We start from the raw sequence: 22261 nt of genomic DNA, 5'->3' as shown, positions 1-22261 counted from the left end.
TTTTCCCCGATTACTTCCTTCATCATGGCACGCCAAGACTTTTCCTTTTTCCATTCCCTGCGGGTGCGCTGGGCCGAAGTTGACATGCAGGGCATTGTGTTCAACGGCCATTACCTGACCTATTTCGATGTCGCGTTCACCGAATACTGGCGCGCGACCGGCCTGCCCGGTGTGCTGCAGCAGGCGCAGGAGGGGAAGGAAATGTTCGCCCGCAAGGCGACCATCGAATACCAGGCGCCGGCCCGTTTCGACGACGTGCTGGACATTGGCGTGCGTTGTGCCGGCTTTGGCCGGACCTCGGTGCGCTTCGTAGTCGAGATCCATCACGGCGACGAGCACCTGATTTCCGGCGAACTCGTGTATGTCTACGCCGACACCAGCATTCGCAAGGGCGTGCCTTGGCCGGACGCATGGCGTGAGGCGATCACGCGCTTCGAAAAGCTGGCACCGGAGGCACTATGAGCATCCGTGTCACGCTGGGCGATTGGGAGACGCAGCGCAAGGACGCGCAGGCAGTCAGGTATGAGGTTTTCGTGGAGGAGCAGAAGGTGCCGCTGGACATGGAGTGGGACGAGATGGATGCGCGCTGCGTGCATGCGGTGGCCTGCGACGCCGAAGGACAGGCGGTCGGCACCGGGCGTCTGCTTCCCGACGGGCATGTCGGACGCATGGCGGTACGCCAGCCCGCGCGCGGCAAGGGAATCGGAGCGCTCATGCTGGAAGCGCTCGTGGAGGCCGCCCGAAAGCGCGGCGACCGTGAGGTGATGCTGAATGCGCAGACCCAGGCGGAACCGTTTTACGAACGCAATGGCTTCCGCCGCGAGGGGGAGGTGTTCATGGAAGCGGGGATTCCCCACATCCACATGCGGCGCGCGCTTACCTGAGCTGTCGTTCGTGCAGTACCGGCGTGCCATTGCCCGGCAGGCGGACGATGGTCGACGATCGCGTTCCGTACGCGGGTGATTCTATGCGTACGGATGACAGGATGCGTTCCCACTCCAGGCCAATGCCGGTGCTTGGAAGACGGCAATCCGGCGCCTGCGAGGTATCGGCCAGCATTTCAAAATAGGCATCTTCCGGCGCTCCCTGGCACACGAGGCTGGAGAACTGGGCCTTCGTCCTGACAACCTTGGGCCACGGCGTATCGAGCGAGCCGTTGGACAGGCCGTAGACGCCGGGCTGCAACGGCCTGCCGTTGCGCGCATCGTCGGGCGATCCATTCGAATACCACACGAGTTCTTCACGATTGCCGACCAGAAGGTTGAACCCGTTGTATTGACCTGCGCGCGGTGCGAGGTCATCGACGAACTGCTGTGGCGAGGCGATGCCTGACAGGTAGCCGGCAACGATTTCACCGCGCGATGGTGCAACTGCCTTCGTTTCGGATGGCGCGCGAATATTGGTGATCGCAGCAAAGCGGCCTTCGCGCGTCACGCCCATCCATGTGCCTCCGCCCTGCAAGTCGCGACCCGCATAGATGTGCGCCTGGTCCTCCCACCATGCAGCAGGGGCTGCAGGGCGTTCATAGAATTCATCGCGATTGGCGGCTGCCAGAAGCGGGATTCCCGGTACAAGCTTCCAGGCGAAGACAATCAGGCACATGCGGGGATATCCATAAAGTGTTCGGTATGGCGCGGACCGTCGATCAGGTCGGCGAGGGCGCTGCGGGCGACCGCAGACTCGAGGCTGGTTTCGAATCCTTCCGGTACTGCGTGGTAGACCTCCATCCAGGTCTGGCGGCCGTCTTTCTCTTCCGGGCGACGCTTGAGCGCGCCCGCGACACCGTAGTCGGCCGCGAGACGATGCTGCATGTCGGATACGCGGACCTGAAGTGCGGCCGCATCTTCAATACGTACCCGGTAATAGATGTACAAGTCCATGCGACGCGCGGACCGCTGGCCTTACGCGGGCAACGGGTACGGAAGCTGCACGAAACGCAGCACGGCGCCCGATACGGAACCGAGGCGAATCGTGCCTTCCTCGATCGCCGACATCTTGGTTTCCACCAGGCAGTCGATTCCGCCGTCCAGGTTGCGCTCCGCATTGACGATCATGCCGCAGGGCTGCTCAGGATCGCCGCTCCAGTACACCTCGGTGCCCGAGGTGACGCCTTCGGCATCGACGGAGGCGAGGAGCATGCGGCGCTTGAGCTTGCCCAGGTACTGGCTGCGGGCCACGATTTCCTGGCCCGGATAGCATCCCTTCTTGAAATTGACGCCGCCAATCAGCTCGAAGTTGATCATCTGCGGGACGAACTGCTCCTGCGTCGCCTGCACGACCAGCGGCAGGCCGGCGTGGATTTCGGTGAGGCGCCACAAGGCGGTTGCTGCGGGCGAAAGCGTCTTGATCAGTTCCGGCCAGACCGCTGCGGCAACCGCCGACGGCGCGTTCCACTGGAATCGCGGCTGGCCGAAGGCGTCCGGCAGGCGGACCAGGGAACCGTTTTCCGAATCAGTCCGGGCAAAGGGCGCGGCGGGGATCTGCGGGAACCACTTCGCCAGCGCAGCACCAGCAGCTTCGCCGCCAAGGCCGAGCACAGCCCAGTCGGCCGTGACGTCGGCCAGCTTCACCTTCGATCGCAGCACGAACATCTGCAGTCGCTTCTGCACCGCCGCCTGGATCTGCTTCGGTAATTGCAGCATGATCGCGCCGTCGTGCGTCCACATCAGGAGCGTCGCCAGCAGGCGGCCCTTGGGCGAGCAATAGCCGGCAAGACGCGCTTCCTGCGTGCCGAGGTGCTCGACGTCGTTGGTAAGCTGGTTATGGAGGAAGACGGCGGCATCGTCGCCGGTTGCGGCAATGAGGCCGGTATCGGTCAGCGGCGCGACAAAGCCGCGCTCCAGGCCGCCTTGCGGCATCGCGCTGCCAAAGCCAGAGACGCGTCCGGAATCATCGAAGTGCGCGCCTTGCTGTTCCAGGAATTGCAACCATGTGTTCGTCGTATCAGTCATACACTCGGGTAATTGCAGGGTTAGCCATTATCATCATGGCTTGATTATAGTGACGTCTTCAAAAAGCCGTTCGACGCCGCCTCGGTTCGTCCGGCATCCACTGTAAAGGTCTGGTTTTGATCAAAAAGTTTCTCGCAGCCATCATCGCCCTGGCGCTGTTCGTCTCCGCGATGCTCGCCTACTGGGCCCACCGGCCAATTCTCGCTACTGGAGAACCGCCCATCGAATTCGCGATCAAGCCCGGCAGCAGCGTCCGGAGCAGCGCGGACCAGATTGCGGAAGCCGGCGTGCCGCTCAATCCCGTACTCTTCCATCTCCTCGCACGCTTATCCGGCAAGGGCACCAGGCTGAAAGCCGGGAATTATGAACTAAAGCCGGGAACCACGCCGATGACCCTCATCGACCAGCTGGTGCGCGGCGAGTTTGCGCAGGAATCGCTGGCCATTATCGAAGGCTGGACGTTCAAGCAGATGCGCCAGGCGATCGACGGGCATCCGAAAATCAAGCATGACACTGCCGGGCTGTCGGACAAGGAGCTGCTGGCGAAGATCTCCACCGATTACAAGCACCCGGAGGGCTTGTTTTTCCCGGACACCTACCTGTTCGCCAAGGGGTCGAGCGACCTGCAGATTTACAAGCAGGCCCATGCGTTGCTGCAAAAGCGGCTGGACGAGGCATGGAAGAATCGCGCCTCCACGGTACCGTACAAGTCGCCGTACGAGGCGCTGATCATGGCGTCGATCGTGGAGAAGGAAACCGGCCAGAAATCCGAGCGCAACATGATCGCCGCGGTGTTCGTCAATCGCCTGCGGCTTGGCATGCTGCTGCAGACCGATCCGACCGTAATCTACGGGATGGGCGACCGCTTCCAGGGGAATATCCGCCGGAAGGACCTCGAAACGGACACGCCGTACAACACCTACACGCGCCCCGGCTTGCCGCCGACGCCGATCGCCTTGCCCGGTGCGGAGTCGCTCGCTGCGGCGCTTAATCCGGCTGCTTCCGACGTGCTGTACTTTGTCTCGCGGGGCAACGGGACCAGCGAATTTTCCAACAACCTTGCCGATCACAACCGCGCAGTGAACAAATACCAGCGATAATGCCGGCTGGTTCGCAGGACAAGAAAAATATGGCATCAGGGAAATTCATCACGTTCGAAGGCATCGACGGTGCCGGCAAATCCACGCACCTCGCCTATGTTGCCGACTTGCTAAGAGGGCGTGGAAAACAGGTCGTCGTCACCCGCGAGCCGGGTGGTACGCCCTTGGGCGAGAAACTGCGCGACCTGCTGCTGCACGAGGAAATGCACCTCGAAACCGAGGCCTTGCTGATGTTCGCATCGCGTCGCGAACACATCGCGCAGGTGATCGCACCCGCGCTCGAACGCGGCGACTGGGTGATCTCGGACCGGTTTACCGATGCCACCTTCGCCTACCAGGGCGGCGGGCGCAAGCTGGCGCTCGACAAGTTGGAGACGCTGGAACACTGGGTCCATCCCCACCTTCAACCGGACCTGACGCTGCTGTTCGACGTTCCGCTCGACGTGGCGCGCGCACGGCTGGACGCGACGCGGGAGCTGGACAAGTTCGAACAGGAAAAGGCCGACTTCTTCGCCGCGACCCGCAACGAATACCTGCGCCGCGCCGCCGCGCACCCGGCGCGTTTCCGCGTGATTGATTCCACGCGCGCGATCTCGGATATCCAGCGCGAGCTTGAGCAGATCATTTCCGGTATTTGACTGACATGTCGTCGACACTCTTTTCATGGCAGCACGCACCGTGGCAGCAATTGCAACAGCTGCGCGGACGGATGCCGCACGCCATCCTGTTCCACGGTCCTGAAGGGATTGGCAAAACGGCATTCGCCGAGCACCTCGCGCAGTCGCTCCTGTGCCAAGCGCCCACCGCCGACGGACATGCCTGCGGACAGTGCGATCCGTGCGGCTGGTTTTCGCAATACAGCCACCCCGATTACCGCCGCGTCCGTCCGGAAGTGCTGGAAGAAGACGGCGCCGGCGAAGCCGAGGAAGGCGCGGAGCCAAACGAGGGCAAAAAGGGAAAGTCCACCAAGGCGCCTTCCAAGGAAATCAAGATCGACCAGATTCGCGCGCTGGCCGATTTCATGAATGTGTCGACGCACCGCCAGGGCATGCGCATTGTGTTGCTGTACCCGGCGGAGGCGTTGAACACCGCCGCCGCGAATGCCTTGCTCAAGACGCTGGAAGAACCACCACCGGCCACGCTGTTCCTTCTTGTTTCGAACAACCTCGACCGGCTTTTGCCCACCATCCTGTCGCGTTGCCGCAAGTTTGCGCTGGCGATGCCGTTACAGGAGGAGGCGCTGGCGTGGCTGAAGGCGCAGGGCGTCGACGACGCGGACGTATGGCTGTCGGAGCAGGGCGGCGCGCCGCTGGCCGCGCTGGCATCGGCGCAAGGCGACACGCGCGAAACCATGGACGAGTTGTTGCGCGTCCTGGCGAAACCCGGCGTGGAAGGGGCGCTGAAGGCGGCGGAAAAGTTGCAGAAAGCCCCGGTGGCGGATCTTGTGGCGTGGTTGCAGCGTTGGCTCTACGACGTGTTTTCGCTCAAACTTTCGGGCAGAATCCGGTATTATCCGCGGTATCGGAAGGAGCTCGCGGCGCTGGCGCAAATCGCCGATGTAGCGGGCCTCCTGCGGGCGCTGAAGGCGGTCAACGAGCGCCGTGCGATCGCCGACCACCCGTTGTCCGCAAAGCTGTTCATCGAAGACATGTTGCTGGAATACGCATCGCTTTTCCCCAACTGACAAACAAGCAAGGATTGTCATGGCCGAAAATACTGTGAGCCCGATCCCTCCCGGCGCCGGTGGCGCGGCGGTCGCGCGTCCGTCGGTCCTGTCCCTGCCGATCAAGGAAAAGGCGGCGTTGTATGCCGCATACATGCCATTCATGCAAAACGGCGGCATCTTCGTGCCGACCAACAAACCCTACAAGATCGGCGACGAGATCTACCTGATCCTGACGCTGATGGATGACCCGACCAAGTATCCGATCGCGGGCAAGATCGCCTGGATTACGCCGGCCGGCGCCAATAACAACAAGGCACAGGGCATCGGCGTGCATTTCTCGTCCGATGAAAGCGGCCAGCGGGTCAAGCATCGCATCGAAGAATTGCTCGGCGCGGCACTGCGCTCGACCCGTGCCACCCACACCCTATAAAAAAAACACGTTTTCCTTCATGTCATACACGCATCGCCTCGCCCGTTTCGAAGATCTTCCCGCCATCGTTTCCATCTACAACAGCACCGTGCCTTCGCGGCAGGTGACGGCCGACACCGAGCCGGTGACGGTCGAATCGCGCCACGCATGGTTTGCAGAACACACGCCGGAGCGCCGTCCGTTGTGGGTGGTGGAAGACAATGGCCAGGTAATCGGCTGGCTTTCGTATTCGAACTTCTATGGCCGCCCGGCCTATAACGGTACCGCCGAGCTGTCGATCTACCTGCACGAAGCGGCGCGCGGCAAGGGACTGGGACGCTACTTCCTGGCCGAAGCGATTGCCTTCGCACCCAAGATCGGCGTGCACACCTTGCTCGGATTCATCTTCGGGCACAACACTCCCAGCCTGAAGCTGTTCGAAGCCTTCGGTTTCGAGCGCTGGGCGCACATGCCGCGCGTTGCCACGCTCGACGGCATCGAACGCGACCTCGATATCCTGGGCAAGCGCGTCGCCTGAGCTGGGTGGCGTTAAAATGATGGGATGTATATCGATTCCCATTGCCACATTAATTTCCCCGAGTTATCGGTTCGCCTGCCAGAGATTTTCGGCAAGATGGCGGAGAACAAGGTCACGCATGCCCTCTGCGTGTCCGTGAACATGCCGGAGTTTCCGTCGGTGCTCGAACTGGCGGAAAAATATCCCAACATTTACGCATCCGTCGGCGTCCATCCTGACTACGAGGAAACGCCGGAAGTCAGCGCGGACGACCTCGTGCGGCTGTCGCAGCATCCGAAGATCGTCGGAATTGGCGAGACCGGCCTCGACTACTACCGGCTGGAGGGTGACCTCGAATGGCAGCGTGAGCGTTTTCGCACCCACATTCGCGCATCCCGCGCGACGGGCAAGCCGCTGATCATCCATACCAGGTCGGCCTCCGAGGATACGATCCGTATCATGCGTGAAGAGGGTGCGGGTACCGATGCCGGCGGCGCTGGCGGTGTCATGCACTGCTTTACCGAGTCGCTGCAGGTGGCGGAAGCCGCGATGGAAATGGGTTTCTACATTTCGTTTTCCGGCATCGTCACCTTCAAGAGTGCAAAGGACTTGCAGGCCGTTGCGCGCGCCGTTCCGCTGGAACGCATGCTGATCGAAACCGATGCGCCGTATCTTGCCCCCGTGCCGCACCGGGGCAAGATGAATGAACCGGGCCTCGTCAGCCATGTGGCCGAATTCCTCGCGAAGCTGAAGGAATCGCCGTTGGAGGATGTGGCGCGGACGACCACCGACAACTTTTTCACGCTCTTCAAGATTCCGAGGACGGCATGAGCGACCGCGTTTCCCGCCGCAGGCAGCTCCTCGTCGCGCTGTCGGCAATTCCGGCGTTCGGCATGCTGCCAGGAGCCGTGTTCGCCGCCGGTGCCTACGTCGAATTTTTCCGTGCCGTGAAGATCGATCACGCGCCTATCGTGAAATCGCTCCTGGCGCGCGGCCTCGATCCGAACATCATCGAACCGGAACGGGGCGATACCGGCATGATCCTGGCATTGCGCGAGGATTCGATGGCGGTGTTCGAGCTGCTGCTCAACGCGCCGGAAATCGACCTCGAAGCCAAATCCGGCAATGGCGATACGGCCTTGATGATCGCTTGCTTCAGGGGCAACAAGGCTGCAGTGGAGGCCTTGCTGGCCAAGGGCGCGGAAGTGAACCGGCCGGGCTGGACGCCGCTGCATTATGCTGCGGCGAGCGGCCATAATGACATCATTCGCCTGCTGCTCGACAAGTCGGCGTATATCGACGCCGAATCGCCCAACAAGACAACGCCGATGATGATGGCCGCGCGCGGCGGACACATCTACACCGTCAAGCTGTTGCTCGACGAAGGCGCGGATGCCACATTGAAGAACGACCTTGGTATGAGCGCGATCGACTTCGCGGCGAAGTACGAGCACAACGATATAGCCGAGGGTCTCACGAGCCGGTTGCGCAAGGCCGGGAAGCTCTAGTCAGCGCAAGGCAGCGAGAGCGTCACTTCCAGACCTTTTTCCGGAAGGTTCCGCAGGACGATGCCTCCACCATGCTGCTCGGCAATGTTCCTCGCAATGGTCAGGCCGAGGCCGGTGCCGCCGGTTTCGCGCGACCGCGATGCCTCGACGCGGTAGAACGGCTCGAACACGTTTTTCATCTCTTCTTCCGGAATGCCCGGGCCGCCGTCCTCGATACGGATAACCGCCGTGCGGCCTTCGCGCCGGACGGCAATTTTCGCGAACCCGCCGTACTTGCAGGCGTTGTCGATCAGGTTGGTGATGCAACGGCGCAGCGCGATGGGTCGCGCCATCAGTGCGGCGCCTGTACTGCCTTCCAGCGTCACTTCCTGTCCTGCATCGGTAGCGTCGTCACAGACGCTGCCGATCAGCGAATCGAGGTCGAGCCGCTGCATCGGCCCGGCCGCATCCATGCTTCGCGCCAGGTCCAGCCCTTCGCGCACCATCCCCTGCATCGCGGTCAGGTCGCCGATCAGCTTCTCTCGCAACTCGTCATCCTCTACCTTCTCCAGGCGCAGCCGCAAACGCGTCAGGGGCGTCTGCAAGTCATGCGTGATTGCGGCCAGGATCTGGGCGCGCTGGCGGATGTGCGAACGGATGCGCGTCTGCATGACATTGAACGCCGCGGCAGCCTGGCGGATTTCGGTCGCGCCGCGTTCGGGCAGCGGCGGTCGCTCGATATCGTTGCCCAGTTCGGTGGCCGCCTGCGCCAGTTGCTTGAGCGGCCGCATCGTCATGCGCGCCACGATGGCGGCGAGGATGCCGATACTGAGGAGAAACAGGATCGCATAGGTGGTGAAATCGCCCCGTGGCGCAACCGGAGGCGGGCGGGGCGGCAGGACCGTCAGGCGCAGGCGCGAATTGTCGGGCAGCGTGACCAGCATGGACTCGCACAGCGGGCGCAACTCGGATTGGCGGCGGCGGTGCATGCGATGACTGAAATCGCAGTCATCCGGGCGTACAGCCGTGGAGGCAATGCGATAACCGTCTGGGAGGCGGCGCTCGAGCATGGCGGCGAGTTCGGATTTTGCAATCGTCCCTTCCTCGGCCGATGATGCCGCCTCCGCGCGCATGCCCATGCCGCGGGCAGCGGACAAAAAAGGCGAACGCATGTCCGGCGCGACCGTGTCGAGGGAGAGGACGAACTGGGCGATGCGCTCGACCGCGTGATAATCGCGGAACTGGCCGATCATCCGCTGACGCTCGTCAAAGGCGAGGCCGAGGGTGATGAGGGCGCTGGCGATCACACCGGCGACCAGCACCAGGATCACGCGGCTCGTCATCGACTGGAAGATGGCTTTCATTCGCGCGTTACCACCGTGGCCAGGACGTAGCCTTCATTGCGCACTGTCTTGATGATCTGCGGCGAGCGCGCATCTTCGCCGAGCTTCTGCCGCAGGCGGCTGATCTGCAGGTCGATGGAGCGGTCAAAGGGATCAGCGTCTCGCCCAGCGGTCATGTTGAGCAACTGGTCACGGCTGAGCACGCGATTGGCGTGGTCAAGGAAGATCTTCAGAAGACGGAATTCCGCGCCGGACAGGGCGACGACCACGCCCTGCGGGTTGATCAGATGACGCGCGGTGGTATCCATGGTCCAGCCGGCGAAGTGCACCATCTGGGATTCGGGCGCTTCGGACGACACGGGCGCGGCTTGGGTCCGGCGCAGCACGCTACGGATGCGCGCAAACAGTTCGCGTGGTTCGAATGGCTTGGGTACGTAATCATCGGCCCCCATTTCCAGGCCGAGGATGCGGTCGACCGGTTCGCCCCGGGCGGTCAGCATGATTACCGGGATGCTGGAACGCGCACGCAGGTTGCGGCACAGTGTCAGGCCGTCGTCGCCGGGCAGGTTCAGGTCGAGGACGATCAGGTCGATGCGCTGGTCGTCCAGCGCCTTCCACATCGCCTTGCCGTCGCCGGCAGTGCTGGTGCGGTAGCCGTTCTTCTCCAGGTATTCGGCCAGGAGGGAGCTGATTTCGCGGTCGTCGTCGACGATCAGGATGCGGGAGGGAGTTTCCATGGACGCATTATCGCAAGTCGGGATGCAGGGAAGTTAGCGAATTGTATCGCGGGCGTCTTCCCGGAAACGCCTGATACAGAGCGATACAAAGCCGGCCGCGCACGTTACTTGCCGCTACAACATCGCATGCGCAAGACACGGTGCGGATACATTCCCGCTGCATCATGGGAACCGTGCAAAGGGCACGAATTCAACACAAGCAGAAGGGATGAATCATGACGACATTTCGCAAACGTTTCCTGATCGGTGTGCTGGCTGCCGGCCTGGGCGCAGCCTCGTTTGGCGCCTATGCGGACAGGGGTGATTGCGGACCGATGGGAGCCGGGTTCGGCGGCCACGGGCGTTCGCCGGAAAAAATGGCGGAGCACTTCGATAAGCGCCAGTCTGAACTGCACGACAAGCTCAAGCTGAACGCAAACCAGGAAGGCGCGTGGAAGAACTACATGGCGCGCATCAAGCCGCAGGAACCGCCAAAGCGCCCCGACCGCGCCGAGATCGATAAGCTGCCCGCGCCGGAACGCATGGACAGGATGTTCGGCTTCATGCAGGAAAACGAGAAGCGCATGGCGGACCGCATCGCGGCGACGAAGGAATTCTATGCGGTGCTGACGCCGGAGCAGAAGAAGGTCTTCGATGAAGAATTCCGACCCGGACCGGGACACCGCCGCCATCGGGGCTAATGCAGTTTGATGCGGGGATTGCGCACCCAATCGATGGTTTCGGACCAGGTCGCGAGCCAGGTCCGGAACCATCCGTTGACGGCAATCTGGTGGTGCTTGTGCAGCCACCAGTACATCCACTTCGCGATGTGGCCTTCAATGAAAACGGAACCGCGCGCGATTGCGCCCATCAGGCTGCCTACCGCGCTGTAGTCGCCCAGCGACACGAGCGAGCCGCGGTCGCGGTAGGTGAATTCCAGCAGCGGCTTGCCTTCCAGCATGCGCTGCAATGACTTTGCCAGCAGCGTCGCCTGCTGGTGCGCGGCTTGCGCGCGAGGTGGGACAGTCGGCTGTCCTTCCCCCTGCGGACAGGCGGCGCAATCCCCCATTGCAAAAATCGACGGATCGCGCGTCGTCTGCAGCGTTCGATGTACGACCAGCTGATTGATGCGGTTGCTCTCCAGCCCGTCGATCTCTTTCAGGAAATCCGGCACCTTGATGCCGGCGCACCACACCACGATCCCGCTCGGGATGAATTTTCCGCTGGCCATCTGCACCCCGTCCTTGCGAATCTCGACCACGCGTTCATTCGTGTGGACGTCAATATCGAGCTGGCGCAATTCATGTGCGACGGAGGCCGAAAGACGTTCCGGCAATGCGGCCAGGATGCGCGGCCCGGCGTCCACCACCACGATCTTCAAGTCCTTTTCCGGATCGAAGTTGGCCATGCCATAGCTGGAGAGGACTTTTGTCGTCAGGTGAAGCTCGGCGGAGAGTTCGACGCCAGTCGCGCCGCCGCCGATGATGGTTACCGTGAAGCGTCCTTCACCCGGACCCTTGGACCGTGCTTGTGCCCGCAGGCAGGAGTTGATCAGCCGCTCGTGGAAGCGTTCCGCGGATTCGGGCGAATCCAGCATGATCGTGTGTTCATGCACGCCGGGCGTGCCGAAATCGTTGGTCTGGCTGCCGATGGCAAGGACCAGGGTGTCGTACTTGATGGACTGGCGGGGCAGGATTTCCTCGCCGTCCTCGTCCCAGGTCGGCGCCAGGCACACTTCCTTGTCCGCGCGGCGCAGGCCGTCCATGCGGCCCAAGCGGAAACCGAAGTGGTTGGCGCGGGCGAGGGCAAGGTACTCGAGTTCATCCGCATGGCTGTCCATGGTGCCGGCGGCGACCTGGTGCAGCAGGGGCTTCCATAGATGGGTGCGCGCGGCGTCGACGAGGGTGATACGCGCCTTTCCTTTTCGTCCGAGCCGCCTGCCCAGATAGACGGCGAGTTCCAGGCCACCGGCGCCGCCGCCGACAATGACGATGTGGTGCTGGGACAATTCCGGGTGCGGGCTCAATCGGGACTCCTTTTCTGGCAGGGATACGGCTATTTTCTTGTGAATTTGATATTTTCCCGGGCCTTGCCCAGTCAGTCTCCACTGGTATGACGGCCAAAGGCATCGTATGATCGCCCGCGAAGACTGATTCAGCTCAGAAAATAGTTCGTTGCCCGATTCAAGGACAAAAATGAAAATCCTCATCGCTGTTGACGGTTCTCCCTACAGCATCAAGGCGGTCAAGCACGTCATCAAGCACTTCAACTGGTTCAGCGGACCGCCTGAACTGCATTTGCTGCATGTCAAGCTGCCCTTGCCGCCGGGCCGTGCCCGCTCCTTCCTCGGCGGCGACCTGGTGAACAGCTATTACCGGGAAGAATCGGAGTCGGCCCTTGCACAATCGGAAAAGTTGTTGCGCAAGAATGACATCCCGTTTCGCAGCGGGTATAAGGTGGGGGACATCGCGCAGGAAATCCAGTCCTACGTGAAGAAGAACAAGATCGACATGATCGTCATGGGTTCGCACGGCCATGGCGCACTGAGCAACCTGGTGATGGGCTCGGTGGCAACCAAGGTGCTGGCGTCCACCGTGGCGCCGGTCCTGATCGTGCGTTGAGGCGGAAATGGCAAGTACAAAGGTCAAGGTCGAGGAATTCCTGAACAAGCTCCCGCTGTTCAATGAGATCCCGCCCGAGGAATTGAAGCAGATCGCGGAGTCGGTCACCGAGAGCCATGTCGCTCGCGGCGAGATCATCTTCCGTCGAGGCGATCCCTGCGTGGGATTCCACATCGTCATCTATGGACAGGTAAAACTGGCATTCACGTCGCCCGACGGCAATGAAAAGGTGGTGGAGATCATCGGGCCCGGACACAGCTTCGGCGAGGCGCTGATGTTCATGGAGAAGCCTTACATCGTGGCGGCGCAGGCGCTGGCGGATTCCCTGTTGCTGCACGTGCCGAAGCAGGCAGTGTTCGACGAACTCGAACGCGACACCAAGTTTGCGCGCAAGATGCTGGCGGGTTTGAGCCGCCGCCTGCATGGCCTGATTTCCGACGTCGAGGCGTACTCGCTGAGTTCAGGGGCGCAGCGCGTAATTGGTTACCTGCTGAAGTCGGAGCCGCAGCAGGACGGCGAGCAGCTCACGCTGGCCGTAAGCAAGACGGTGCTGGCGTCACGTCTGAATCTGACGCCAGAGCACTTCTCGCGCATTCTCCACGATCTGGCCGCGAAACAGCTGATCAGCGTGGACGGGCGCACGATCACCATCCTCAATATCGAAAAGCTGCGTTCTTACGAGGGGCGCTAGGCTGATGGCCGAAACTCGTCGTTCCCGCGAAGGCGGGAACCCATCGGCAGGTTGTCGAGAAAATGTCAGGTTGGATTCCCGCCTTCGCGGGAATGACGAAAATTAGAGGTTTGTGCGCTCAACACCGCAAGAAGCTTTCGCGGACCTGCTTAAACCGCCGGCAGCGCGGAAGCATTGGACACCATCTCACGATACTTCCGCATCGATTTCAGCAGGTTGAGCCAGAGCCAGCCCGACGACGCGATGAAGGCAAGCGCCGCAGCGTGCGACATCCAGCCGGGGAACAGCGTGGCGGCGACGAGCAGCACCAGCGCGAGCAGGTGCAGTTCGAACTGGCGCTCCGCGTCCCGGTCAGGAAGGAGCTGTTTCACGCTGGGTGGCTTCGCGCCGCTACCCGCCAGTTTGTTCTGCAGGTGGTACCAGGCGAGGAAAGGCACGATCTTGTACAACATGCCGTTGATGACGGAGTAGCCAAAGCCCACAATCAGGAGTGCACCTGTTGCGAGCGGATAGGCAGGATGGTGCTCCACGGTGGGGAAGGCGAGCGCAGCCGTCCAGAGCAGCGCGGCACAAACGCCGCTGGCCAGCGAAGTCTTCCAGAAAAACGTCGTCGCATCCGGTTTCGGGCGCTTGCGCTGGCGCAGCAAATGGAAAGTGGCCACGCAGAACGCGACCCATACCAATACCAGCAGGGCCGTCAACAACGGCTCCCATTCAGCGACCAGAACGGACACCGCCGTGCGCAGCACGAGCAGGGCGAAGACGGCCCACGCAAGACCACGCGTCATCCATTGCGGATACACCGGCGTCACCTGGAACATCGGCACGACCTGATAGGCGACCCCGGCGACGAGCAGGCCCACCCATCCAAGCAAACCCCACGATACATGCAGGTCGGCGATCAACAGCAGCGGCAGTTGCAGCGGCCAGGCAAAGCCTGACCCCGCCGCAAGACCAAAGGCGACGGCAGCGGCAAGGGATGTCAGCGCCATCCGTATGGCGATTAACATCGGCGCAGCATGCTGTGCCGTCCAAACGCGCCACAACACGCTCAGCAGCAGCCACGCGAAAGCACATCCGAGCAGGAGCAGGGCGATCCGGAAAGTCACGGGCGATTCTGCGAGGAAGGCCGCTGACAGCGCGACGGTGCCGGAGGCGAGCAGGCCGTAGATACCCGCAGCCGTATGGCGGGTGTAGGGAATGTCGATGCCCGCGACCACGGGCAGGATCTGCAGCAAGGCGCCGATCATGCACATGCCGAGAAAGCCCAGGGTCAGCAGGTGGGTGAGGGCGAGTGTTTCCGGCGTCCAGCGGGACACGAACATGCCCGGTCCGCTCCAGAGCAGCAGAACCCCCGCGAGTACGGCGAAAGCAGGGGCGGTCAGGAAGAAGCGCAGCGGCACCGCGAGCGCCGGCGTCTGCTCGAAGGAGAGGACGCGCTGCATCGTTATGCGCCCTTCGGCCAGATCAGGACTTCATACAGGAAATCCTCGCGGCTCTTCGTCTCGTGCAAGTAGCCGTTGCGGTCGAGGATGCCGTAGAGCGGGTAAGGCTCGCGCGGGATCAATACTTTCAATCGCTGTCCGGGCTGCAGCGTGCCGAGCGCGTCGAGCACGCGCTCCATCGGCTCCGGTGGCTCGAGGCCGCAGACATCAATTTCAAGGTCGGGTTGACTGGTGCTCACGATGAGACTCCAACTTCGCGCATCGCGCCGATGATCGCTTCCTGCCTGCCGTTCAGCACGCGGTCGGTCATCGGGTAAAGGATGCCTTCTTCCTTCATGTTGTGCTGCTGCATGAGCGTGTTGAGGGTTTCCGAGTAGCCGAGGAATCCGTCCGCATCGCGCTTGCCCAGACATTCGTTCAGCATGGATAGGATCTCGCGCATCTGTGCGTGTTCCATGCGCATGACGGCGGTCGGGCCTTCACGGCTGCCGACGGCTTCTTCAAATTGCGGAAAGAGAACCTGCTCTTCCATCGTGAAGTGCTGTTCGAGGGCTTCGCTGAATGCACTCATTGCCAATTCGGCATTGGTCCACAGGGTGGCGGCTACTGCGGTTTCCGCCTGGGCGAAAAAATCGTCGCAACGCTTGTGATCGGTGCCAAGGTGGCGGGCAATTGTTTCCATTTCGTCCTTTCGAAGGGGGAGGGAGCGTGTAACGGATTGTGACCTCGGCGTCAAATGGCAATCCTTGATTCAGGTTAAGGAATGCAAGGTGCGCTCGCGACTACAGTGATCAAAATTGCCATAAAAGCTGAACATTTTTTTTGCAATGCTGCTTAGCAGAGGCAAGTCCGGATTACTTGACTGAGATCAAACTAATTGGATTTCGCTTTTGCTACATTCCGTCGTTGCTTATCGGAACTGGAAGGACCTCTGTGCTTAAAACTGCTTTTGATACTTTTAACGTCAGGGGTCGGCCCCTGCTTCCTATTGTTCAGGGAGGCATGGGTGTAGGTGTTTCCGCACACAGGCTCGCCGGTAACGTTGCCCGCCTGGGTGGCGTCGGCACCATTTCCAGCGTCGACCTGCGCCGCCATCATCCGGACCTCATGGCGCAGACCAAGAAGTCGCGCGACAAGGAATTGATCGACCGCGTCAACCTGATCGCGCTGGACCGCGAGATCAAGGCAGCCAAGGTCATCGCAGACGGCAACGGCATGGTCGCCGTGAACATCATGCGCGCCGTCGCAGAATACGCAAACTACGTGAAGCAGGCTTGCGAGAGCGGCATCGATGCCGTCGTCGTCGGCGCCGGCCTTCCGCTCGACCTTCCCGAACTGACCGTCGACTATCCCGATATCGCCCTGATCCCGATCCTGTCGGACGTGCGCGGCATTGCGCTCATCATGAAGAAGTGGATGCGCAAGAACCGCCTGCCGGACGCGATCGTCATCGAAAACCCCAAGTACGCAGCAGGCCACCTCGGCGCAGCGAAGCCGGAAGACGTGAATGCGCCGCATTTCGCCTTCCCCGCCGTGCTGGAAGGTACGCTGGAACTGTTCAAGGAACTCGGCATCGAGCGCGAGCGCATTCCGCTGATCGCTGCCGGCGGCGTCAACTCGCACGAGCAGGTGCAGGAACTGTTCAAGATGGGCGCCAGCGCCATCCAGCTCGGCACCGCATTCGCCGTGACCGAAGAAGGCGACGCGCACATCAACTTCAAGAAGATCCTGGCCGAAGCCAAGCCGGAAGACATCGTGACCTTCATGAGCGTGGCCGGACTGCCGGCGCGCGGCGTGCGCACCCCGTGGCTGATGAACTACCTCGACAAGGAAGCCAAGCTGCAGAGCAAGGCCGGTCCCAAGCAGTGCACCGTCGGCTTCGACTGCCTCGCACAGTGCGGCCTGCGTGACGGCATCGCCAAGGCTGGCCAGTTCTGCATCGACACGCAGCTGGCGTTCGCACTGGAAGGCGACGTCAAGCGCGGCCTGTTCTTCCGCGGCTCCGAAAAGCTTCCCTTCGGCAGCGAGATCCGCTCGGTACGCGAACTGGTGGAATTCCTCCTCGCCGGCAAGCAACCCGAACCGAAAGCCCAAACCGCGCCGATCATGGTGTACAAGGACGCGACGCCTGCCTGAGCGGCGAACCAACTGACCTGTTTCCAGGAAATAAAACTCGTGCAGCAAACGACAACCAAGATGGAACTCGTGGCGCCGGCAGGAAGCCTGCCGGCTCTGAAGGCCGCCGTCGATAACGGCGCCGACTGTGTTTACCTCGGCTTCCGCGACGCGACCAACGCGCGCAATTTTGCGGGCCTGAATTTCGACGACAACGCGATCGCCGAAGGCATCCGTTACGCGCACAGCAAGGGCAGCAAGGTGCTGCTCGCGCTGAACACCTATCCGCAGGCGGAAAACTGGGCGCCTTGGCGCACCGCTGTCGACCGCGCCGCGCAGGCGGGCATCGATGCCATCATCCTGGCCGATCCCGCGCTGATGCAATACGCGGCGAACAAGTATCCGGAACTGCGCCTGCATCTGTCCGTGCAGGGCTCGGCGACCAACTACGAAGCGATCAACTTCTACCACAAGCGTTTCAACATCCAGCGCGCCGTGTTGCCGCGCGTGCTGTCGATGGAGCAGGTGGAGCATGTGACCGCCAACACGCCGGTGGAAATCGAAGTCTTCGGTTTCGGCAGTCTGTGCGTGATGGTGGAAGGCCGCTGCGCGCTGTCGTCCTATGTGACGGGCGAAGCGCCGAATACGCACGGCGTGTGCTCGCCAGCGAAGGCGGTGCGCTGGCAACAGACGCCGAAGGGACTCGAGTCGCGCCTGAACGGCGTGCTGATCGACCGCTACGGCGAAGGCGAGAATGCCGGCTACCCGACGCTGTGCAAGGGGCGTTTCGACGTCAACAACGAAAGCTATTACGCGATCGAGGAGCCGACCAGTCTCAACACGCTGGAACTGCTGCCGCAACTGCTGGCACTCGGCGTGAAGGCCATCAAGATCGAAGGCCGCCAGCGCAGCCCGGCGTACGTTGCCCAGGTGACCAAGGTCTGGCGTGAAGCCATCGACAATGCGCTCGACAGCTCGCAGCGCTACTCGGTCAAGCCGCTCTGGATGTCGGAGCTCAACAAGGTTGCGGAAGGCCAGCAGCACACGCTCGGCGCCTATCACCGTCCCTGGAAGTAAGGAATAACAACGTGAAGCTCTCTCTCGGGCCCATCCTCTATTTCTGGCCGAAGAATACCGTTTTCGATTTTTACGAGACCATGGCGAAAGCCCCGGTCGACATTGTCTACCTGGGTGAAGCGGTCTGCTCGCGCCGCCGCGAACTGCGCTTGTCCGACTGGATCGACATCGCCGACATGCTGGCATCCGCCGGCAAGGAAGTCGTGCTGTCTACGCAGGCGCTGCTGGAATCCAAGACCGACATGGGCACGTTGCACCGGATCACAGAAAACGGCCGCTTCACGGTCGAAGCGAACGACATGGGTGCGGTGAACTGCGTCGCCGGCAAGGTGCCTTTCGTCGCCGGTCCGCACCTGAACATCTTCAATGCGCCGACGCTGCAATTCATGGCGGAGACGGGCGCGAAGCGCTGGGTCATGCCGCTTGAAATGAGCCAGGCCGGCTTGTCGCACGTCCAGAAGGATCGTCCCGCCGGCATCGAGACCGAGGTGTTTGCCTATGGCCGCATGCCGCTCGCATTCTCCGCGCGCTGCTTCACGGCCCGTCATCGCAACCTGGCCAAGGACGACTGCCAGTTCGCCTGCATGGAATATCCGGACGGACTGCCGCTGAAGACACGCGAAAGCCAGCATTTCCTGACGCTCAATGGCATCCAGACGCAGTCGGCACTGGTGTACAACCTTGTCAACGAACTCGGCGCGATGGAAGCCCTCGGTGTCGACGTCGCGCGCATCAGCCCGCAAGCACAGCATACGGACCGGATCGCAAGCCTGTTCCGCGACGTGCTGGACAAGAAGCTGGCCGGCGCCGATGCATTGAAACAAATGGAAGCGCTGATGCCGGAACAGCCGTGCAACGGCTACTGGCATGGCAAGCCCGGCCTCGACCGCATGGTGGCATGACCGCCCGTTTAGATTAAAGGTAAAACATGACCCCGAATCGCTTTCTGTTGCCTGAACCCGTAGGCAAGCTCCTGTCCCTGCTGCCGGTGTATCCCGGTTCGCTGCTGTTTGCGACCGGCCTGAACCTCGCGCTCAAGAGCAACCTCCCGGCCGACGTGCAGCAATCGCTGTCGGGCAAGAAGCTGCGCATCAAAGTCACCGACGCCTGCCTTTCGTTCGACTTCGTGTGGAACGGCAGCCGCTTTGCCGCGGGCAGCAGTCAGGGAGAGCCGGATCTCACCATCGGTGCGAGCGCGCATGATTTCCTGTTGCTGGCACAACGCAAGGAAGACCCGGACACCTTGTTCTTCAGCCGCCGCCTGTCCATGGAAGGCGACACCGAGCTCGGGCTGCTTGTGAAGAACACGCTGGATGCGATCGACCTTCCCGTGTTTGAACTGGGCAAGCTGGCACCTTCCCGCGTCTTCGGCCGCATCAAGACGGGCAGCGGCAACAGCAACTCCTGATCGCCCATGGCCGCGCGCAATCCTGACCTGCCGCTGGTGTATTCCTGCTCGGGATGCTCCAGCGCCGCGCAGACGGCAAACCAGGTTGCGTTGAAACTCGACCGGCTCGGCGTTGCGGAAATGTCCTGCATCGCCGGCGTCGGCGGGGATGTGCCGCACCTCGTCAAGATCGCCAAGTCAGGCCGGCCGATCGTCGGCATTGACGGCTGCGTGCTCGCCTGCGTCAAGAGTTGCCTGTCCCGCCATGACATTGCGCCGCGCTGGTACCTCCAGTTGCATGAGCATGGCGTCAAGAAGCGTTACCACTCGGACTTCGAGCCGGAACAGGTCGACGCAGTCACCGCGCAAATAACCCAAACCCTGCAATCCGAACTGTCGCCTGCGTCAGACACTTCGGCGGCCACCTAAGGCCGTTCTTCATTCCATTCCGATCACTGTGCTTCGCCGTTCTGCATCCGCGGAGCGGGGCTGTCGTGCGCCTTGGAAAAAATTTGTCGAACTTCCCTCTGGAAAGCTTGCCGAAGCGTATCCCGGATTCTTGATACATATCATGTATTTTTAATGTATCAAATCGGAGAATGCACCGCAGAAGTGCACTGGGACGGAAATCAACGTTTCCCTATTTGATTCGTGGTAGCAAACATGTCGGAGAAAATTTAATGGGCAAGGACAAGAAGGACCTGAACACACAAGACGCGCCGGTGATGGAAAACCGCAGGCGCTTCCTCGGCCGCAGCGCGTTGCTGGGCCTGGCCGGCGCCGGCGTTTCCATGGGCCTCGCAGGCTGCAAGGACGATGCCAAGCCCGCAGCGGCGGCGACTCCCGCTGCCGCACCGGCACATGCCGCCGGCAGCCACGAAGTGCAGCCGGGCCAGCTGGACGAGTATTACCACTTCTCGAGCGGCGGCCACTCCGGTGAAGTGCGCGTGATCGGTGTTCCTTCCGGGCGCGAACTGCGCCGCATCCCGGTGTTCAACATCGACCCGATGGTCGGTTGGGGCATCACCAATGAATCGAAAGCCATCATCGGCACCAATCCCGATGGCAGCCTGCGGTACACGACGGGTGACACCCACCACGTGCACGGCAGCTACAAGGATGGCACGTACGACGGCCGCTGGCTGTTCGTCAACGACAAGATCCATTCCCGTATCGCTCGCATCCGCATGGATACGATGGAAGTCGACAAGATCACCGAGCTGCCCAATGTGATGGGCTTCCACGGCATCTTCCCGGACAAGCGCGATCCGGTGGATGAAAAAATCAACTACACCACCCGCGTATTCTGCGGCGCCGAATTCCATTGCCCGCTGCCGAACGATGGCCGCGACCTGGACGATCCGAGCAAGTGGGGCGCACTGTTCTCCTGCGTCGATGCAGAGACCATGGAAGTCCGCTGGCAAGTGCGCGTCGACGGCAACATGGACCTGACCGCGACTTCGTATGACGGCAAACTGGTTGCCTCCAACCAGTACAACGTCGAAAACTCGGCTGAACTCGGCGGCATGATGTCGTCCGAACATGATGCTTGCGTGTTCCTCAACGTGGAGCGCATCGAGAAGCTGGTCAAGGACGGCAAGTTCACCACCATCGGCAAATCGAAAGTGCCGGTCGTCGACGGCCGCAAGACCGCCAACAGCGATCCGAAGACTGCGGTCACCTGCTACGTCCCGGTCGGCAAGAACCCGCACGGCGTTAATGCCAGCCCGGACGGTAAGTACTTCGTCTGCTCGGGCAAGCTGTCCCCGACGGGCACCGTGATCGAACTCGCCCAGGTGCACAAGTGGTTCGCCGGTGAACTGCCCAAGGAGCGCGACGCTGTCGTCGCCGAAGTGGAACTCGGCCTCGGCCCGTTGCACACCGGCTTCGACGGCAAGGGCAATGCCTACACCTCGCTGTTCCTTGACAGCCAGGTCGTCAAGTGGAACGTGGAAAAGGCGATCGCCTTCAGCAAGGGCGACAAGTCCGCGAAATATGTCGTGGACCGCATCGACGTGCATTACCAGCCCGGCCACGGCTTCGCCTCCATGGGCGAAACCAAGGAAGCGGACGGCAAGTACTTCAACTCCGGCAACAAGTTCTCGAAGGACCGCTTCCTGCCGGTTGGCCCGCTGCATCCGGAAACGGAACAGCTGCTCGACATCAGCGGCGAAAAGATGAAGCTGATCGCCGACCACACCGCCTATCCGGAACCGCATGACGGCATCATCGTCAAGCGCGACGTCGTCAAGACCCGCAAGATTTACAACCTGGACGATTTCGCGAACAAGGTCACGCCGGAGAACATGGGCATCGAGCGCAAGGGCAACAAGGTGCACGTGCGCATGATGTCGCAGGCGCCGGCGTTCAGCCTGCCGATCATCAAGGTCAAGAAGGGCGACGAAGTCACGCTGACCCTGACCAACCATGACAAGATCGAAGATCTTGCCCACGGCTGCGCGATCCCGAACTACAACATCAACTTCATCGTCAACCCGCAGGAAACCAAGTCGGTGACCTTCAAGGCTGACAAGCCTGGTGCGTTCTGGCTGTATTGCACACACTTCTGCCACGCGCTGCATCTGGAAATGCGCAGCCGGTTCCTGGTTGAGGCTTGATGTAGTTGTCTCTCTGCCGCGTCCGGATGTCGGACGACGGCAGGGCGGGCCACCTGCTTGCAGGCGGGTGGTTCGTTCGGCGCATCGCACCCAAGACACCCGTCATTCCCGCGAAGGC

At 61.7% G+C, this 22261-nt stretch carries 27 protein-coding genes; 18 read left to right on the top strand and 9 right to left on the bottom strand.

The annotated features are described in order from the left end of the window. Positions 1–24 precede the first annotated feature (24 nt). Together ACNOHI_RS12600 and ACNOHI_RS12595 are read left to right on the top strand one after the other, a co-directional pair. Positions 25–462 carry an acyl-CoA thioesterase gene (locus tag ACNOHI_RS12600; RefSeq protein WP_420475017.1) on the top strand — a complete coding sequence of 146 codons (438 nt, stop codon included), beginning with the start codon at positions 25–27 and terminating at the stop codon, positions 460–462. Continuing rightward, positions 459–884 carry a GNAT family N-acetyltransferase gene (locus tag ACNOHI_RS12595; RefSeq protein ID WP_420475016.1) on the top strand — a complete coding sequence of 142 codons (426 nt, stop codon included), beginning with the start codon at positions 459–461 and terminating at the stop codon, positions 882–884. The genes ACNOHI_RS12600 and ACNOHI_RS12595 overlap by 4 nt, the downstream gene beginning before the upstream one ends. Here ACNOHI_RS12595 and ACNOHI_RS12590 read toward each other — a convergent pair. Genes ACNOHI_RS12590 through ACNOHI_RS12580 form a run of 3 tightly spaced genes read right to left on the bottom strand, consistent with a single transcriptional unit; the run spans position 877 to position 2951 of the window. Further along, on the bottom strand, positions 877–1602 hold the full coding sequence (locus ACNOHI_RS12590; protein ID WP_420475015.1) for an NRDE family protein: 726 nt from the start codon (positions 1600–1602) through the stop codon (positions 877–879). The two genes, ACNOHI_RS12595 and ACNOHI_RS12590, sit on opposite strands and share 8 nt — an antisense overlap. Next, positions 1593–1880 carry a DUF4936 family protein gene (locus ACNOHI_RS12585; RefSeq protein WP_420475014.1) on the bottom strand — a complete coding sequence of 96 codons (288 nt, stop codon included), beginning with the start codon at positions 1878–1880 and terminating at the stop codon, positions 1593–1595. The genes ACNOHI_RS12590 and ACNOHI_RS12585 overlap by 10 nt, the downstream gene beginning before the upstream one ends. A gap of 21 nt (positions 1881–1901) precedes the next feature. After that, on the bottom strand, positions 1902–2951 hold the full coding sequence (locus ACNOHI_RS12580; protein ID WP_420475013.1) for a YgfZ/GcvT domain-containing protein: 1050 nt from the start codon (positions 2949–2951) through the stop codon (positions 1902–1904). A 119-nt stretch (positions 2952–3070) separates the two neighbouring features. Here ACNOHI_RS12580 and mltG point away from each other — a divergent pair, with 119 nt between their 5' ends. The 7 genes from mltG to ACNOHI_RS12545 are packed head-to-tail and all read left to right on the top strand — an operon-like array spanning position 3071 to position 8151. Then, the gene (gene mltG / locus ACNOHI_RS12575; RefSeq protein WP_420475360.1) at positions 3071–4051 is read left to right on the top strand and encodes an endolytic transglycosylase MltG; all 981 of its coding nucleotides are present in this window, start codon (positions 3071–3073) and stop codon (positions 4049–4051) included. A gap of 29 nt (positions 4052–4080) precedes the next feature. Next, the gene (gene tmk, locus ACNOHI_RS12570; RefSeq protein ID WP_420475012.1) at positions 4081–4689 is read left to right on the top strand and encodes a dTMP kinase; all 609 of its coding nucleotides are present in this window, start codon (positions 4081–4083) and stop codon (positions 4687–4689) included. 5 nt (positions 4690–4694) lie between these two features. Next, the gene (locus ACNOHI_RS12565) at positions 4695–5735 is read left to right on the top strand and encodes a DNA polymerase III subunit delta' (RefSeq protein WP_420475011.1); all 1041 of its coding nucleotides are present in this window, start codon (positions 4695–4697) and stop codon (positions 5733–5735) included. A 19-nt stretch (positions 5736–5754) separates the two neighbouring features. Beyond that, on the top strand, positions 5755–6147 hold the full coding sequence (locus tag ACNOHI_RS12560; protein WP_420475010.1) for a PilZ domain-containing protein: 393 nt from the start codon (positions 5755–5757) through the stop codon (positions 6145–6147). Positions 6148–6166: 19 nt separating this feature from the next. Next, the gene (locus ACNOHI_RS12555; RefSeq protein WP_420475009.1) at positions 6167–6664 is read left to right on the top strand and encodes a GNAT family N-acetyltransferase; all 498 of its coding nucleotides are present in this window, start codon (positions 6167–6169) and stop codon (positions 6662–6664) included. A 24-nt stretch (positions 6665–6688) separates the two neighbouring features. Beyond that, on the top strand, positions 6689–7474 hold the full coding sequence (locus tag ACNOHI_RS12550; RefSeq protein WP_420475008.1) for a TatD family hydrolase: 786 nt from the start codon (positions 6689–6691) through the stop codon (positions 7472–7474). Beyond that, the gene (locus ACNOHI_RS12545) at positions 7471–8151 is read left to right on the top strand and encodes an ankyrin repeat domain-containing protein (RefSeq protein WP_420475007.1); all 681 of its coding nucleotides are present in this window, start codon (positions 7471–7473) and stop codon (positions 8149–8151) included. The genes ACNOHI_RS12550 and ACNOHI_RS12545 overlap by 4 nt, the downstream gene beginning before the upstream one ends. On the opposite strand, the gene ACNOHI_RS12540 is transcribed toward ACNOHI_RS12545, so the two are convergent. Further along, a complete protein-coding gene (locus ACNOHI_RS12540) occupies positions 8148–9494 on the bottom strand; it encodes an ATP-binding protein (RefSeq protein ID WP_420475006.1) in 1347 nt (448 codons plus the stop codon). The genes ACNOHI_RS12545 and ACNOHI_RS12540 overlap by 4 nt on opposite strands. Continuing rightward, on the bottom strand, positions 9491–10210 hold the full coding sequence (locus ACNOHI_RS12535) for a response regulator (protein WP_420475005.1): 720 nt from the start codon (positions 10208–10210) through the stop codon (positions 9491–9493). Before ACNOHI_RS12535 ends, ACNOHI_RS12540 begins: the two co-directional genes overlap by 4 nt. 215 nt (positions 10211–10425) lie before the next feature. Here ACNOHI_RS12535 and ACNOHI_RS12530 point away from each other — a divergent pair, with 215 nt between their 5' ends. Next, positions 10426–10890, top strand: coding sequence for a Spy/CpxP family protein refolding chaperone (locus ACNOHI_RS12530; RefSeq protein ID WP_420475004.1), 465 nt, complete (start codon positions 10426–10428; stop codon positions 10888–10890). Here ACNOHI_RS12530 and ACNOHI_RS12525 read toward each other — a convergent pair. Beyond that, complete coding sequence (locus tag ACNOHI_RS12525; protein ID WP_420475003.1) at positions 10887–12215, bottom strand: NAD(P)/FAD-dependent oxidoreductase; 1329 nt, start codon at positions 12213–12215, stop codon at positions 10887–10889. The genes ACNOHI_RS12530 and ACNOHI_RS12525 overlap by 4 nt on opposite strands. Positions 12216–12384: 169 nt before the next feature. Between ACNOHI_RS12525 and ACNOHI_RS12520 the strand changes: the two genes are divergently transcribed. Next, positions 12385–12810 carry a universal stress protein gene (locus ACNOHI_RS12520; protein WP_420475002.1) on the top strand — a complete coding sequence of 142 codons (426 nt, stop codon included), beginning with the start codon at positions 12385–12387 and terminating at the stop codon, positions 12808–12810. Between the two features lie 7 nt (positions 12811–12817). After that, positions 12818–13501, top strand: coding sequence for a Crp/Fnr family transcriptional regulator (locus ACNOHI_RS12515; protein WP_420475001.1), 684 nt, complete (start codon positions 12818–12820; stop codon positions 13499–13501). Positions 13502–13650: 149 nt separating this feature from the next. Here ACNOHI_RS12515 and ACNOHI_RS12510 read toward each other — a convergent pair whose 3' ends face one another. Genes ACNOHI_RS12510 through ACNOHI_RS12500 form a run of 3 tightly spaced genes read right to left on the bottom strand, consistent with a single transcriptional unit; the run spans position 13651 to position 15628 of the window. Continuing rightward, entirely contained in the window at positions 13651–14946 is a 1296-nt protein-coding gene (locus ACNOHI_RS12510) for a hypothetical protein (RefSeq protein ID WP_420475000.1), read from the bottom strand. 2 nt (positions 14947–14948) lie between these two features. Continuing rightward, on the bottom strand, positions 14949–15185 hold the full coding sequence (locus ACNOHI_RS12505) for a DUF2249 domain-containing protein (RefSeq protein WP_420474999.1): 237 nt from the start codon (positions 15183–15185) through the stop codon (positions 14949–14951). Next, positions 15182–15628 carry a hemerythrin domain-containing protein gene (locus ACNOHI_RS12500; protein ID WP_420474998.1) on the bottom strand — a complete coding sequence of 149 codons (447 nt, stop codon included), beginning with the start codon at positions 15626–15628 and terminating at the stop codon, positions 15182–15184. Before ACNOHI_RS12500 ends, ACNOHI_RS12505 begins: the two co-directional genes overlap by 4 nt. Positions 15629–15852: 224 nt before the next feature. On the opposite strand from ACNOHI_RS12500, the gene ACNOHI_RS12495 reads away from it, so the two are divergent. The 6 genes from ACNOHI_RS12495 to nosZ all read left to right on the top strand — a co-directional run bounded on the left by ACNOHI_RS12495 (position 15853) and on the right by nosZ (position 22143). Then, on the top strand, positions 15853–17082 hold the full coding sequence (locus ACNOHI_RS12495) for an NAD(P)H-dependent flavin oxidoreductase (RefSeq protein ID WP_420474997.1): 1230 nt from the start codon (positions 15853–15855) through the stop codon (positions 17080–17082). Between the two features lie 60 nt (positions 17083–17142). Next, the gene (gene ubiU, locus ACNOHI_RS12490) at positions 17143–18138 is read left to right on the top strand and encodes a ubiquinone anaerobic biosynthesis protein UbiU (protein ID WP_420475359.1); all 996 of its coding nucleotides are present in this window, start codon (positions 17143–17145) and stop codon (positions 18136–18138) included. An 11-nt stretch (positions 18139–18149) separates the two neighbouring features. Beyond that, a complete protein-coding gene (gene ubiV / locus ACNOHI_RS12485; protein WP_420474996.1) occupies positions 18150–19040 on the top strand; it encodes a ubiquinone anaerobic biosynthesis protein UbiV in 891 nt (296 codons plus the stop codon). Between the two features lie 26 nt (positions 19041–19066). After that, entirely contained in the window at positions 19067–19546 is a 480-nt protein-coding gene (gene ubiT, locus ACNOHI_RS12480; RefSeq protein ID WP_420474995.1) for a ubiquinone anaerobic biosynthesis accessory factor UbiT, read from the top strand. Between the two features lie 6 nt (positions 19547–19552). Further along, a complete protein-coding gene (locus tag ACNOHI_RS12475; RefSeq protein ID WP_420474994.1) occupies positions 19553–19954 on the top strand; it encodes a putative zinc-binding protein in 402 nt (133 codons plus the stop codon). A gap of 251 nt (positions 19955–20205) precedes the next feature. After that, on the top strand, positions 20206–22143 hold the full coding sequence (gene nosZ / locus ACNOHI_RS12470; protein WP_420474993.1) for a TAT-dependent nitrous-oxide reductase: 1938 nt from the start codon (positions 20206–20208) through the stop codon (positions 22141–22143). The last annotated feature ends 118 nt before the right edge of the window (positions 22144–22261 follow it).

The organism is Noviherbaspirillum sp. ST9, from assembly GCF_048799745.1.
Taxonomy (GTDB): Bacteria; Pseudomonadota; Gammaproteobacteria; order Burkholderiales; family Burkholderiaceae_D; genus Noviherbaspirillum.
Note: the sequence above shows the minus strand (reverse complement) of the source record. Positions and strands in the feature narration are given on the sequence as shown.

Coding starts and splice junctions, on each gene's coding strand:
- ACNOHI_RS12535 (WP_420475005.1), bottom strand. CDS start 10,210: ATGGAAACTCCCTCCCGCATCCTGATCGTCGACGACGACCGCGAAATC.
- ACNOHI_RS12560 (WP_420475010.1), top strand. CDS start 5,755: ATGGCCGAAAATACTGTGAGCCCGATCCCTCCCGGCGCCGGTGGCGCG.
- ubiT (WP_420474995.1), top strand. CDS start 19,067: ATGACCCCGAATCGCTTTCTGTTGCCTGAACCCGTAGGCAAGCTCCTG.
- ACNOHI_RS12590 (WP_420475015.1), bottom strand. CDS start 1,602: ATGTGCCTGATTGTCTTCGCCTGGAAGCTTGTACCGGGAATCCCGCTT.
- ACNOHI_RS12515 (WP_420475001.1), top strand. CDS start 12,818: ATGGCAAGTACAAAGGTCAAGGTCGAGGAATTCCTGAACAAGCTCCCG.
- ACNOHI_RS12500 (WP_420474998.1), bottom strand. CDS start 15,628: ATGGAAACAATTGCCCGCCACCTTGGCACCGATCACAAGCGTTGCGAC.
- ACNOHI_RS12585 (WP_420475014.1), bottom strand. CDS start 1,880: ATGGACTTGTACATCTATTACCGGGTACGTATTGAAGATGCGGCCGCA.
- ACNOHI_RS12600 (WP_420475017.1), top strand. CDS start 25: ATGGCACGCCAAGACTTTTCCTTTTTCCATTCCCTGCGGGTGCGCTGG.
- ACNOHI_RS12580 (WP_420475013.1), bottom strand. CDS start 2,951: ATGACTGATACGACGAACACATGGTTGCAATTCCTGGAACAGCAAGGC.
- ACNOHI_RS12475 (WP_420474994.1), top strand. CDS start 19,553: ATGGCCGCGCGCAATCCTGACCTGCCGCTGGTGTATTCCTGCTCGGGA.
- ubiU (WP_420475359.1), top strand. CDS start 17,143: ATGGAACTCGTGGCGCCGGCAGGAAGCCTGCCGGCTCTGAAGGCCGCC.
- nosZ (WP_420474993.1), top strand. CDS start 20,206: ATGGGCAAGGACAAGAAGGACCTGAACACACAAGACGCGCCGGTGATG.
- ACNOHI_RS12510 (WP_420475000.1), bottom strand. CDS start 14,946: ATGCAGCGCGTCCTCTCCTTCGAGCAGACGCCGGCGCTCGCGGTGCCG.
- ACNOHI_RS12545 (WP_420475007.1), top strand. CDS start 7,471: ATGAGCGACCGCGTTTCCCGCCGCAGGCAGCTCCTCGTCGCGCTGTCG.
- ACNOHI_RS12550 (WP_420475008.1), top strand. CDS start 6,689: ATGTATATCGATTCCCATTGCCACATTAATTTCCCCGAGTTATCGGTT.
- ACNOHI_RS12540 (WP_420475006.1), bottom strand. CDS start 9,494: ATGAAAGCCATCTTCCAGTCGATGACGAGCCGCGTGATCCTGGTGCTG.
- ACNOHI_RS12595 (WP_420475016.1), top strand. CDS start 459: ATGAGCATCCGTGTCACGCTGGGCGATTGGGAGACGCAGCGCAAGGAC.
- ACNOHI_RS12520 (WP_420475002.1), top strand. CDS start 12,385: ATGAAAATCCTCATCGCTGTTGACGGTTCTCCCTACAGCATCAAGGCG.
- ACNOHI_RS12530 (WP_420475004.1), top strand. CDS start 10,426: ATGACGACATTTCGCAAACGTTTCCTGATCGGTGTGCTGGCTGCCGGC.
- ACNOHI_RS12565 (WP_420475011.1), top strand. CDS start 4,695: ATGTCGTCGACACTCTTTTCATGGCAGCACGCACCGTGGCAGCAATTG.
- tmk (WP_420475012.1), top strand. CDS start 4,081: ATGGCATCAGGGAAATTCATCACGTTCGAAGGCATCGACGGTGCCGGC.
- ACNOHI_RS12555 (WP_420475009.1), top strand. CDS start 6,167: ATGTCATACACGCATCGCCTCGCCCGTTTCGAAGATCTTCCCGCCATC.